Annotated in this window: 11 protein-coding genes and 1 tRNA gene; 6 read left to right on the forward strand and 6 right to left on the reverse strand. The window is 59.0% G+C overall.

Annotated elements, in window-relative coordinates; translation table 11 throughout:
• Positions 1 to 61: 61 nt before the first annotated feature.
• Positions 62 to 706 (forward strand): GntR family transcriptional regulator, encoded by a 645-nt coding sequence (locus tag MWU53_RS00595; protein WP_247089265.1) that lies wholly within the window; start codon positions 62 to 64, stop codon positions 704 to 706.
• On the opposite strand, the gene MWU53_RS00600 is transcribed toward MWU53_RS00595, so the two are convergent.
• Together MWU53_RS00600 and carA are read right to left on the reverse strand one after the other, a co-directional pair.
• The gene (locus tag MWU53_RS00600; protein WP_247089267.1) at positions 678 to 2,675 is read right to left on the reverse strand and encodes a glycosyltransferase family 2 protein; all 1,998 of its coding nucleotides are present in this window, start codon (positions 2,673 to 2,675) and stop codon (positions 678 to 680) included. The two genes, MWU53_RS00595 and MWU53_RS00600, sit on opposite strands and share 29 nt — an antisense overlap.
• Before the next feature lie 126 nt (positions 2,676 to 2,801).
• Complete coding sequence (gene carA, locus MWU53_RS00605; protein ID WP_247089269.1) at positions 2,802 to 3,974, reverse strand: glutamine-hydrolyzing carbamoyl-phosphate synthase small subunit; 1,173 nt, start codon at positions 3,972 to 3,974, stop codon at positions 2,802 to 2,804.
• Between the two features lie 188 nt (positions 3,975 to 4,162).
• Here carA and MWU53_RS00610 point away from each other — a divergent pair, with 188 nt between their 5' ends.
• The gene (locus MWU53_RS00610; protein WP_247089271.1) at positions 4,163 to 4,621 is read left to right on the forward strand and encodes a GatB/YqeY domain-containing protein; all 459 of its coding nucleotides are present in this window, start codon (positions 4,163 to 4,165) and stop codon (positions 4,619 to 4,621) included.
• Between the two features lie 50 nt (positions 4,622 to 4,671).
• Here the strand turns inward: MWU53_RS00610 and MWU53_RS00615 are convergent, their stop codons facing one another.
• Positions 4,672 to 5,175 (reverse strand): DUF2244 domain-containing protein, encoded by a 504-nt coding sequence (locus MWU53_RS00615; RefSeq protein WP_247089273.1) that lies wholly within the window; start codon positions 5,173 to 5,175, stop codon positions 4,672 to 4,674.
• A 141-nt stretch (positions 5,176 to 5,316) separates the two neighbouring features.
• On the opposite strand from MWU53_RS00615, the gene MWU53_RS00620 reads away from it, so the two are divergent.
• On the forward strand, positions 5,317 to 5,667 hold the full coding sequence (locus MWU53_RS00620; protein ID WP_247089275.1) for a hypothetical protein: 351 nt from the start codon (positions 5,317 to 5,319) through the stop codon (positions 5,665 to 5,667).
• A gap of 60 nt (positions 5,668 to 5,727) precedes the next feature.
• On the opposite strand, the gene MWU53_RS00625 is transcribed toward MWU53_RS00620, so the two are convergent.
• The 3 genes from MWU53_RS00625 to lipB form a co-directional block, all read right to left on the reverse strand.
• Positions 5,728 to 7,401 carry a cytochrome c oxidase subunit 1 gene (locus tag MWU53_RS00625; protein ID WP_247089277.1) on the reverse strand — a complete coding sequence of 558 codons (1,674 nt, stop codon included), beginning with the start codon at positions 7,399 to 7,401 and terminating at the stop codon, positions 5,728 to 5,730.
• A gap of 196 nt (positions 7,402 to 7,597) precedes the next feature.
• A complete protein-coding gene (locus MWU53_RS00630) occupies positions 7,598 to 8,083 on the reverse strand; it encodes a cytochrome C (RefSeq protein WP_247089279.1) in 486 nt (161 codons plus the stop codon).
• Between the two features lie 114 nt (positions 8,084 to 8,197).
• Positions 8,198 to 8,881: a lipoyl(octanoyl) transferase LipB gene (gene lipB, locus MWU53_RS00635; RefSeq protein WP_247089281.1), complete on the reverse strand. Its 684-nt coding sequence runs from the start codon at positions 8,879 to 8,881 to the stop codon at positions 8,198 to 8,200.
• 124 nt (positions 8,882 to 9,005) lie between these two features.
• Between lipB and MWU53_RS00640 the strand changes: the two genes are divergently transcribed.
• The 3 genes from MWU53_RS00640 to MWU53_RS00650 all read left to right on the forward strand — a co-directional run bounded on the left by MWU53_RS00640 (position 9,006) and on the right by MWU53_RS00650 (position 12,351).
• Positions 9,006 to 9,092: transfer RNA gene (locus MWU53_RS00640), tRNA-Leu, on the forward strand.
• A 170-nt stretch (positions 9,093 to 9,262) separates the two neighbouring features.
• Positions 9,263 to 9,991 carry an ABC transporter ATP-binding protein gene (locus MWU53_RS00645; RefSeq protein WP_247089283.1) on the forward strand — a complete coding sequence of 243 codons (729 nt, stop codon included), beginning with the start codon at positions 9,263 to 9,265 and terminating at the stop codon, positions 9,989 to 9,991.
• On the forward strand, positions 9,988 to 12,351 hold the full coding sequence (locus MWU53_RS00650; RefSeq protein WP_247089285.1) for an ABC transporter permease: 2,364 nt from the start codon (positions 9,988 to 9,990) through the stop codon (positions 12,349 to 12,351). Before MWU53_RS00645 ends, MWU53_RS00650 begins: the two co-directional genes overlap by 4 nt.
• The last annotated feature ends 3 nt before the right edge of the window (positions 12,352 to 12,354 follow it).

Genomic DNA, 12,354 nt, shown 5'->3' on the forward strand with positions numbered 1-12,354 from the left:
TGCCTTGTTCATGGCAGCATGTTTATCTGTGCGGATCAATAAAGGCCGGAAGGACAGAATGGTGGCTGAGGGTAAACAGGGACAACGCGACGCATATGAGATGATCCTCGATGCGATTGATACAGGCACCTACAAGCCCGGCGACCGGCTGGTTGAAAACGAGTTGGCCGAACGTTTTGGCGTATCCCGCACTCCTATCCGCGAGGCGCTTCAGCGGCTGGAAACGCAGTCTCTTTTGACCCGCGATGGGCGCAGCCTGATCGTGGCGTCACTGGATCATAGCCAATTGGCCGAACTCTATGTGGTGCGTGCAGAACTGGAAGGGCTGGCCGCGTCGCTGGCGGCCCAACACGCGGCCCCCGAAGAAATCCGCGTGCTGCGCGAGATGGTCGAGGAAGACCGACAGTTGCTGGACAACCCGTCTGCTTTGGCCCGCGCCAATCGTCGTTTCCACAAGCAGCTTCATCTGGCTTCGCACAACCGCTATTTGGTGCAGCAGCTGGATCTGGTCCACCGCTCGATGGCGCTTTTGGCCACCACGTCGTTGGCGGCCGAAGGGCGTAGCGAGGATGCGATTTCCGAGCATGACGCGATTGTCTCGGCCATTGAGGCCCGTAATCAGGATGCTGCCCGCGCGGCGCTGAGAAATCACATCTCGCGGGCGTTTGAAACGCGGATCAAGTTGGATTCGGCGCTGGGGGATTAAGAGGCTCCTGGTCCATCGCTAGCGGCTGATCAAACTTCCCGTGCTGGGTTTTGTCCCAGTAGAACGGTTTTGTCATGATCTCGAAAAACCCTTTCATCGCGGCGAGTGAGGCTAGCGGATAATAGAAATGTAGCGTGGGCACCCAATATCTGAGCCAGCGATGTTTAGGATTGCTGACCGCCTGCACGCCCACGGTGATCGTCAGAAGCTCGGCTGCCATAAACACTGTGCCCAGCACGACCAACAGGTTATGCGGCGCTACGCCTCGCAGGGGGTGGGGCAGACCCAGCGGGAAGGCCCAGAAGGTCCACAGGATCGGGGCCAGCAGGAACTGTGACAGCGCCCCCAGAAACAGGATCTGGAAGCCTGTAAACTTCCACCAGCCCAACTCGCGGCGCAACTGGCGCGGGTTGCGCATGTGGACGCCATAGGTCATCGCATAGCCCTTGATCCAGCGTGAACGCTGCTTGATCCACGGCCAGACACGGCAATTGGCTTCTTCCTCGGTCACCGTATCGATCAGCTCGGTCCGGTATCCACGACGGGCCAGACGGATGCCAAGATCCGCGTCTTCGGTCACGTTGTGGGCGTCCCAGCCGCCAAGCTTTTCCAGCGCGCTGCGCCGGAAGAACAGGGTAGTGCCGCCCAACGGAATGGCAAAGCCCATGCGTTCGACACCCGGCAGGACAAGCCCCCACCACGTTGCGTATTCCACGGTGAAGCAGCGGCTCAGCCAATTGGTGCGGGCATTGTAGAAATCCAGTTTACCCTGCAGGCAGGCGACCTCGGGTCCGCGTTCCGAGAACCGGCGCACAACCTTGTGGATCTGATCTGGTGCGGGGGCGTCCTCGGCATCGTAGACGCCGATGATCGAGCCCTTGCAGAAATCCAGCGCGAAGTTCATCGCGCGGGGTTTGGTTTTTACCACGCCGCGCGGCACCACGATTTGGCGCATCCAGCGGGGCAGATCTGAGCGGGCGAGCGTTTGCTGGGTCAGAGTGTCGTCTTCTTCGACCACCAGACAGATATCCAGCAGCTCGCGCGGATAGGATAGGCGTTCCAGCCGCTTCACCAATCGCCCCGCGATCTCGCGTTCTTTGTAGAGCGGGACAAGAATGGACACCGTGGGCAGTTTCAGAAAACCTTGCGAAGAGTGCGTGAAGACAGGAGCCTTGTCGTCGCGTTTCGCGCGCCAGAACTGCCATGCGGCGATGGCTTTCAGGGACGAATTCAGGATCAGCGTCAGCACGGCCCAACCGACCAGCACGGCGAAACCCGCAAAGCTTGAGACCACGAAGACCGCGCTGATGGCCAGCACCAAGGACAACCCGAAGCGCATCACGGCGGTTTGGCTCCAAGTCCGGCAGCTGTCTTCTGCGGCGACGCGGCTTTCCGCGCGCTGGGCAAGGTTGCGGTGGCGCAGGTCGACAAGGGCCGCGTGGATGTCTTCCTCGGGCGCGATGGCCAGATAGCATTTGCCCCACGAAGTTGGGAAGCTCTTGGAGAGGTGTTCGAACTGGTCGGGGCGCGCGCAGATAACAATGGTGGCTCCACCTGCGCGTTTCCACGGGACGATGCCGTTCCGGATGCAGAACTCGGCCCCGATCCGGTCGATCAGGCGCACGTCGGGGCGGTGTGCCTTCAGGTCCGCAATCTCGCATTTATATTGAAGCGCCAAGGCGGAATAGAGGTCTGATCGGCTGATCCAGCCATTGGCCAAAAGGATGTCACCAAAACGCGCATCCTCGCGCGCCATCAGGGCCACGGCTAGGGACAGATTTTCGGGGGACAGCGCGCCCATTTCGACCAGCACCTGCCCCAAGGGCTTGCGGCGCGCGGGCGCGGGGATAGGCTGCGCGGGGGCGACCCGTCGGGGCGCGTGCGATCCGAATGCGCGGTGTTCTTCGATCCCTGCCTGAACCGAAGCCGCATCATTCGTGTGGATGATACGTAGATCTGGAGATGGCATTTTTTGCTCGTTGTTCTGTCAGACCAGACGAGCTTGGGTGCAGAATGGTTAATGGCGGGTTAACCAACCCGCCATCACCTATGATAAGTGCAATTTAACCACGCCACAGAGGCGTGCCGCCGTGGATCAGGCGCGCGCGTCCATCGCGTCCGAGAACCGCTCGAACAGATAGTAGCTGTCCATCGGACCCGGGCTTGCTTCGGGGTGGTACTGCACCGAGAAGACCGGGCGGGTTTCCATGCGGATCCCGCAGTTCGAGCCGTCAAACAGCGATACGTGGGTTTCCAGAACACCTTCGGGCAGGCTGGCCGCGTCCACGGCGAACCCGTGGTTCATCGAGGTGATCTCGACCTTGCCGGTGTCGTTGTCTTTGACCGGGTGGTTTGCACCGTGGTGGCCGTGGTTCATCTTGATCGTGCGGGCGCCAAGGGCCAGCGCCAGCATCTGGTGACCAAGGCAGATCCCGAAGACGGGCAGATCCGTGGTGTCCAGAATGGTCTTGATCATCGGCACAGCGTATTCGCCGGTGGCCGCCGGGTCGCCGGGGCCGTTCGACAGGAACACACCGTCGGGATTGTGGGCCAGAACCTCTTCTGCGGTCGCGGTGGCGGGCAGCACGGTGACGTCACAGCCAGCCGAGGCGAGGCAGCGCAGGATGTTGCGCTTGGCACCGAAGTCCAGCGCGACGACCTTGTGGCGCGGCTTGTCCTGCTTGGGATAGCCATCCGGCCAAGCCCAACGCATCTCGTCCCATTTGTAGCTTTCGGCGCAGGTGACGTCCTTTGCCAGATCCAGCCCTTCAAGGCCCGAGAACCCGCGGGCTTCGGCGATCAGAGTTTCGATGTCGAAGTTGCCATCCGGGTCATGGGCAATCGCCACATGTGGCGCGCCCTGATGACGGATCGCGCGTGTCAGGCGGCGCGTGTCTACACCCCCGATGCCGATGCGGCCGGTCTTGGCAAGCCAATCCACCAGACGTTCGGTCGACCGCCAGTTCGATGGCTCGGTCGGATCCCACTTAACGACCATCCCGGCAGCAACCGGGTTCGTGGTCTCGTCATCTTCTGGGTTCACACCCACATTGCCCACATGGGGGAAGGTGAATGTCACGACCTGTCCGGCATAGGACGGGTCGGTCATGATCTCTTGATATCCGGTCATTGCGGTGTTGAAGCACAGCTCGGCGGTGGTGATACCGGTGGCTCCGAACCCCTGACCGTAGAAGATTGTGCCGTCAGCAAGGACAAGACAGGCGGTGGGTTTGGCATTTTCCTGAGAAAGGGCGGTGGCAGCGGACATTGGGCGACTCCCGATCGACAAATTGGCGCGAACCTAGTGTCGCGGTCGGGGCGGGTCAAGGCCGCATTGTGCCGAAAAGGCACGGCTGTTAATTTTTGCGCTGTTAGCGCCTGACAGATTGGTTGATTGCCCTGCGGCTTTTGGGTAAAACCCCATCTTTGTGAATGCCACAGAATATGGATGGACCCATGGACATGCGCAGCCGGGTGAATGACGCCCTGAAGACGGCTATGAAAAACAAGGATGCAGCGCGGTTGACGACGCTGCGGCTGATCAATGCCGCGATCAAGGATCAGGATATCGCCCTGCGGGGAAAAAGCGAGGACACTCAGGTCTCAGATGCTGATGTATTGGCGATTCTGGGCAAGATGGTCAAACAGCGACAGGAAAGCGCGCGCGCCTATGAAGAGGGCGGACGTCTGGAGCTGGCCGAGAAGGAACTTGAAGAGATCACGGTGATCGAAGATTTCCTACCCAGGCAGCTGTCGGAAGACGAGGCCGAGGCCGCTGTTGCCGCTGCCATTGCCGAAGTCGGCGCAGACAGCATTCGCGATATGGGCAAGGTCATGGGCGCTTTGAAAGCCAAGTTCACTGGTCAGATGGACTTTGGCAAGGTTGGCCCGATGGTGAAGGCCAAGCTGGGCTGACCCCTTCAAAAACGAAATATATAGAATGCGGGGCCATGGCCTCGCATTTTTTATTGGTGCGATTTTAACTGCATCAGCTTTTGCGACAGCTCTTCATGCAGAAGGGGGCGTTCGTCTTCAGACAGGAACGCGCCCAGCTCAACCTCGCGGCCGTTGCCTTTCAGGGTCACATAGTCCGGGATCGGGCCGCCCGATTTGTGTAGTTGGATCGACACCCAATACGGGTTCGCCTCCCATTCCTGCAGATCGCCGCGCGGGCCGTGGCGGGTCAGGGTCATGTGGTCAGGCCAGATGCAGAGCTCTTCCAGAATTTCACCGTCCTTATAGCTTTTCTCGATGAAGAACCACAGCGCGCCCAAGGCGGCCAGCCCAAAGGGTAAGAGCCCCCATAGGGCCAGTGTTCCCACCACCCCCAGCAGGGGCAGCAGCATCAGGCCAAACCCCATCCCCATGATCCAGACAAAGCCGCGCCGGGACAGGGACCGGTAAGGCCACAGGTGCAGCTCGGCTTTGGGGGCGTTTGGCCCATCTGGTTGGACCCACTCATAGGGCATTGGAAATCCTTGTCTCTCGGCAGGATGAATTTTCGCAAATCATGGGCGGGCTTGGCAAGAGGGCCTGGGCGTGCTCGCTGCCATGTGATTGGTGTTTTCGACGCGATAGGCGCAGTCTTGAGGCAATGACAGGAGGGTGCGATGCGCGCATATATCTTGGGGCTGATTCTGATGGCGGGGCCCGTGTGGGCCCATGACGCTGTGATTGATGGGGCAACGGCGCAAAGCGGCACTTCGGGCTGGTCCTTTAGTGTGACCCTGACCCATGCCGAGACGGGCTGGGATGACTATGCCGATGGCTGGCGGGTCGAGTCTGATGCGGGCGAGGTGCTGGGCACCCGCGTGCTGGCGCATCCACACGTGAACGAACAGCCCTTTACCCGCAGCCTGTCCGGTGTTGTCGTACCCGATGGCGTGCCCACTGTTTGGATCCGTGCCCGCACGAGTGTCGATGGGTGGGGGCAGGAACGGTTCCAGTTGGATCTGCCCTGAACCTCATCCACAACAAAAAAGGCCCGGAAGATCCGGGCCTTTTCTTTATTCGATGTCACCTTAGTGCGAGTGGCCTTTATCCCACTCTTCCTGCTTGGGCAGGATTTCAAAGGTGTGCTCCGGCGGCGGGCTGGGCAGGGTCCATTCCAGCGTATCCGCGTATTCGTTCCAGTAGTTGTTCTCGGTCACGCGCTTACCGCGGGTCAGCGTGTAAAACACGATGCCGATGAAGAACACGAACGAAGCAAACGCGATGAATGCGCCATACGAGCTGATCTTGTTCCAGTACGCGAAGGCTTCCGGGTAGTCGATGTATCGACGGGGCATGCCTTGGCGGCCCAGGAAGTGCTGCGGGAAGAAGGTCAAGTTCACGCCGACGAAGAAGGTCCAGAAGTGGATCTTACCTGCAAGCTCAGGGTACTGGCGACCGGACATTTTGCCGATCCAGAAGTAGATACCTGCAAAGATACACATCACCGCACCAATCGACATAACGTAGTGGAAGTGAGCAACCACATAGTAGGTGTCGTGATACAGACGGTCGACGCCAGCCTGCGACAGAACCACGCCGGTAACACCACCGACGGTGAACAGGAACAGGAAGCCGAAGGCGAACAGCATCGGAGTTGTGAACTCGATCGAGCCACCCCAGAGCGTCGCGATCCACGAGAAGATCTTAACGCCTGTTGGCACCGCGATAACCATGGTTGCCAGCATGAAGTAGCTTTGCTGCTGCAGCGACATACCAACCGTGTACATGTGGTGTGCCCATACGACGAAGCCAATGACGCCAATGGCGATGATCGCCCAAACCATCGGCAGATAGCCGAAGATCGGTTTGCGGGCGAAAGTGCCAATAACGTGGCTGATCAGACCGAAGCCTGGCAGGATCACGATGTACACTTCCGGGTGTCCGAAGAACCACAGGATGTGCTGATACAGAACCGGGTCGCCGCCGCCCGACGGGTCAAAGAATGTCCCACCGAAGTTACGGTCGATCAGCAGCATGGTGATGGCGCCTGCCAGAACTGGCAGCGACAGAAGGATCAGCCATGCGGTCACGAAGATCGACCAAGCGAACAGAGGTACTTTGAACAGGGTCATGCCAGGGGCACGCATGTTCAGGAACGTGGTGATGATGTTGATCGCACCCAGGATCGACGACGCACCCGAAACGTGAACGGCGAAGATCGCCAGATCCATCGAGTATCCGCCTTCGGTCGTGGACAGCGGCGGGTACAGAACCCAACCAACGCCCGAGCCAAGCTGGTCGTTACCACCCGGGGCCAAGAGCGAGGCAACGCCAAGTGCAACACCCGTGGCATACAGCCAGAACGACAGGTTGTTCATGCGTGGGAAGGCCATGTCCGGTGCACCGATGTGCAGCGGCATGAAGTAGTTGCCGAACCCACCAAACAGCGCCGGAATGACCACGAAGAACATCATCAGGACGCCGTGATACGTGATCATCACGTTCCACAGGTGGCCATTTGGTGTACATTCTGCAGTTGCGTCTGCGATGAAACGAGCACCCTCAAGGCACATGTATTGAACACCGGGTTCCATCAGCTCCATGCGCATGAAAACGGTGAATGCGACCGAGATGAAACCCGTCAGACCGGCAAGGAACAGGTACAGAATACCGATGTCCTTGTGGTTGGTCGACATGAACCACCGGGTAAAGAAACCACGATCGTCGTGGTGGTCGTGGTCGTGGATGGCTGCGTCCGCCATGTATCCCTCCCTTTGGGGTTAAACGAGGACAGGGCTGGGAAAATCCCTGCCCGGCTTTTTAACGTGTTTAATATGCTGGGAGGGTCAGGGGCAACGCTGCATTACAGCGAATTGCCAAAAAAAATGCGTCCTGAACCGGGATTTTTGGTTCAGGACGCACCGTTAGCGCAATAACGCGACCAGTTGGTCGGGTTTCTTAGTTGGTAGCGGTCGATTCGGCTTCGGCAGCTTCACCTTCAGCGGCTTCGCCTTCGGCAGCTTCGGCCGGCATCTCGGCCGAGAAGGTGGCCAGGAAGGCGATGATGTTTTCAGGCTTGCCCCATTTGAAGGTCATCTTCGATTTGGCTGCGCTGTCACCGGTGGCTTCCTTCAGGAAGCCTTTGGGGTCTTTGATATATGCGGCCAGGTTGTCAGCGTCCCAAACCAGACCGGCGGTGCCTGCGTCCATGATCGAGTTGCCGTATTTGAAGCCTTCAACGGCACCAGCAGCACGGCCAACGACGCCGTAAAGGTTTGGACCGGTCTTGCCGCCTTTGAAGATCACTTCGCCGGCGTCATCAACAATGGCGTGGCAGGATTTGCACTTTTTGAAGTCTTTTTCGCCTGCTGCAGCATCGCCTTCGGCAAACGCGGTGCCGGACAGAGCGATGATCATTGCTGCGGATGAGAGAATCGTTTTCATAGTAGTCCTCTTGCTTGATCACATGCGCCAGATGACGCGAATTCCGGGGGAACCTGCGTTAATTTGGTGCCAAATGGAAGTGGTACCTATGTCGCAGGCGCCAAAAGACGCAAATTAGCGCTGATTGGTGCCAAACACGTCGTCAAAGATACGGCGCAGGGCCACATCCAGATCATCCATGGTGACGGGAAGCCCCAGATCGACAAGGCTGGTCACGCCATGTTCCGAGATCCCACACGGCACAATGCCCGAGAAATGCTCGAGATCCGGTTCCACGTTGATCGATATGCCGTGGAAACTGATCCATTTGCGCAGGCGCACGCCAATCGCGGCAATCTTGTCTTCAGGCGGCTGCCCCAAGGCGGTTAGCGGTTTGTCATCGCGTGCGACCCAAACGCCGACGCGGCCCTCGCGCCGTTCGCCTGTCACGTTGAATTCGGCAAGGGTTTTGATGACCCACTCTTCCAGTGCGGCCACAAAGGCCCGCACATCACGCCCGCGCTTGCCTACGTCGAGCATCACATAGGCCACACGCTGGCCGGGGCCATGATAGGTATACTGCCCCCCACGCTTGCTCTCAAAGACGGGGAAACGGTCCGGTGCGACCAGATCCTTCGGATTGGCCGAGGTGCCTGCCGTGTAAAGAGGCGGGTGCTCCAACAGCCAGATCAGCTCTCCCGCTTCGCCGCGGGCCATCGCATCGGCATGGGCTTCCATACGGGCGACGGCGGTCTCGTAATCCACCAGATCGGTGGCGACTTCCCACGTGACGGGGGGCATATCCAAAGCGTTGTCCATGACCGTCATTTGGCACCTGAAAGGCCACTTGTCAAAAAGCATACGGAAATTCTTTTCCCCCGTCGGTTTTGGTCTTCACAATAACCCACCCCTTCGCTATGAAGCGCGTCACCTAGCCTGACATGCGGTCGTGGCGGAATTGGTAGACGCGCAGCGTTGAGGTCGCTGTGAGGTAACACTCGTGCGGGTTCGAGTCCCGCCGACCGCACCATCCCCCAAAAAATCCAAGTGATAGATGCCTGATCGGCGTGCCGATCTATCGGGTGGTTTCAACTTGCGCGCTTGAGGCCCCGAAGCAAGAGGGCTCGCGTGTTCATCCAGCGTGCAAAATTGTTGACCTCGATCAATATTCGGCGGCTTCGGCTCATGCTATCGTAGGTCATGGCACGCGCGCATGAAACAGAAGCAAATCACGCTTTCAAGGTTCAGAACCTGACCAAGACCTATGGTGAAGGTCATTCTGCAGTTCACGCGCTAAGAGGTGCTGATCTCGAGATCGGAGACGGCGAGATTGTTGTCCTGCTTGGCCCATCCGGAAGCGGGAAGTCCACGCTTTTGAATATCCTCGGAGGATTGGATCGCGCGTCGTCCGGGACGGTCCAGTTTCGCGATCAAAATCTTACGAATATGGATGACCGTGCGCTGACCAATTATCGGCGGCGCCATGTGGGATTTGTCTTTCAGTTCTATAACTTGATGCCCAGCCTGACCGCGCGCGAGAATGTCGAGCTTGTGACGGAAATCTCCGAGAACCCAATCACTGCGGAACGGGCGCTAGAGCTTGTTGGGCTAACCAAGCGCATAGACCATTTCCCGGCACAACTGTCCGGAGGCGAGCAACAGCGGGTTGCCATCGCCCGCGCGGTGGCCAAGCAGCCGGATGTGCTGTTTTGTGACGAGCCCACAGGGGCGCTGGACAGCGCAACGGGTCGCGCCGTTCTGAGGGTGATTCAGGATGTAAACGAGGTGCTGGGCACGACCGTATTGCTGATCACCCACGCTGCCGCGATGGCTGCGATGGCGGACCGGGTCATTCACTTTGCGGACGGGCAAATCAAAAAGGTCGAGCTGAACAAGAATCGTGTCTCTGCCGAGGAGATCCACTGGTGACCCCGCTGCATGCCAAGCTTATGCGCGATCTGTGGCGGATCAAGGCGCAGGCCGCTGCGATCATGGTGGTGATTGCGATTGGCGTTGCGTTGCAGATCATGATGTCGGGGTTCGTGTCTTCGCTAACCCTGACCCGAGACGCCTATTACGAACGCCACCAACTTGCCGACGTGTTCGCGTCAGTTGTGCGGGCACCTAATTATGTTGAAAGCCGCTTGGCAGACATTCCCGGCATCCGAACGGTCGAGACGCGGCTGAACAGCAGGGCATCCGCCAAAGTGGATACCCGCGAGTTTTCGATTTCCATGCAGGTCCTGTCGTTGCCGTTGCACGGGCGGCGACATCTGAACGAAGTGCGCCTGACACAGGGGCGTTTGCCCTATGCCCAACGGCCCGATGAAATCCTGCTGCTGGAAAGCTTTGCGACCGCTCACAGCATCGTGCCCGGAACACGTCTTGAAGTAACGCTGAACGGGGTGCGTCGCTGGTATAACGTAGTTGGCACGGCGCAATCGCCCGAGTTCATCTATTTCGCAGCCCCCGGAGAGTTCATTCCTGATGACGCGCGGTTTGGCGTGATCTGGATGGGCAGACCCGCGCTTGCAGCCGCGCTGGACCTTGAAGGCGCCTTTAACGAAGCTTTGGTGTCGCTTTTGCGCGGGGCGAATAAAGACGCAGTGCTGGATCAGATTGATCAGGTGCTAGATCCGTTTGGGGCGCCCGGATCCTATGGTCTTGAAGACTTCCCGTCGGACCGATTCCTAAGCGAAGAGATCTCGGGGCTCGAGGTCACGTCCAGCACCGTGCCACCGGTTTTCATGCTGGTGGCCGCCTTCCTTCTGTACATCGTTACCAGCCGAATGATCACCGCAGAGCGGGAAGAGATCGGTCTGGTTCGGGCCTTTGGTTACTCGAAGCGGGAAGTTGCAAGCCACTATTTGGAGCTGGCGCTGTTCATCGCAGTGACCGGCGCGGCGCTGGGCTGTCTGCTAGGGGTATTGCTGGGGCGAGCAATGGTCCCGGTCTACACGACCTATTACAAACTGCCCTTCCTGTTGTTCCGGCTTGAGTTTGCGTCCTTCGCGTCAGGCATGCTGCTCAGTATCGCCGTCGCCACTTTGGGCGGGGTGTGGGCCCTGCGCGGGATCTTCCGACTGACCCCGTCCGAGGCCATGCGCCCGCCAACGCCCCCCGACTTCTCGCATTCGATTTCCTTCAAGAAAGGGGTGTTTGCGCGGCTGGATCAACCCACCCGCATGGTTTTGCGTCGGCTGATGCGCCAGCCTTGGCGGATGCTGGGCGCGGTGATCGGGATCGCTTCGGGGATGGCGCTTAGCCTGGCGATGCTGATCATCTATGACGGGTTTGACGTCGCTATTGATCGAACTTTCAACGTGGTGGATCGATCTGACGCGACGGTCAGCTTCGTTCGAAATGTGCCCTTGCGGACGATCTATGATTTGAAACGGATGGAGGGGATCTCGCGTGCCGAGCCCGTCCGCTTTGTGCCTGTGGTGTTCCGAAATGGTCTACGGACCTACAAGGGCAGCATTACGGGACTGTCCCCGGCCCCCGTACTGCACCGGGCCTTGGATAAAGACCTGCGGCCGATTGCTCTGCCTGAGCGGGGCATAGTTCTGTCCACACCGCTTGCGGATGAGTTGGACGTCCAAGTCGGCGACACTCTGATGCTGGAAATCCGAGAGGGGCGACAGCAGACCGTCATGACCCAAGTGGCTGGGATCGCTGAAAGCCTGCTGGGCGCACCCGCCTATATGGATCTGGCAGCGCTGGGCCAACAAATCGGCGAACCGGATCGGTTCTCGGCGGCGTATATCTCGATGCGGGATGGGTGGCAGTCGAAGGTCTATGCTGACCTCAAGGACATGCCCGCCGTCGCAGGGATCAGCCTGCGCAGCGAGGCCGAGGAAGCCTTTCAACGGGTCATGGACGAAGGGGCGGGGTCTGCGCGCTTCGTTATGGGCGTCATGGCCTTCGCCATTACCTTCGGGATTGTCTACAACGTGGCCCGCGTGGCGCAGGACGAAAGCGCACGCGATCTGGCCAGCCTGAGGGTCTTGGGGTTCAGACACTCGGAAGCGGCGTTTGTGTTGCTGGGCGAGTTGGCGGTCGTGGTGCTTTTGGCCTTACCGCTTGGTCTTTGGATGGGAACAGGACTTTCGCATCTGATTGCGCAGGGCTTCTCGACCGATCTTTACCAAGTGCCGGTTGTTTTTGCGCCGAAAGCCTATGGCAGCTCGATCTCGGTTGTTGTCTTTGCTGCCGGATTTTCCGGATGGCTTGTGCAGCGCAAAATACGGTCTTCAGACATCACTCTAGCCCTTAAAACAAGGGAGTAATGG

It is taken from the genome of Aliiroseovarius sp. S1123 (assembly GCF_023015885.1).
Lineage (GTDB): Bacteria > Pseudomonadota > Alphaproteobacteria > Rhodobacterales > Rhodobacteraceae > Aliiroseovarius.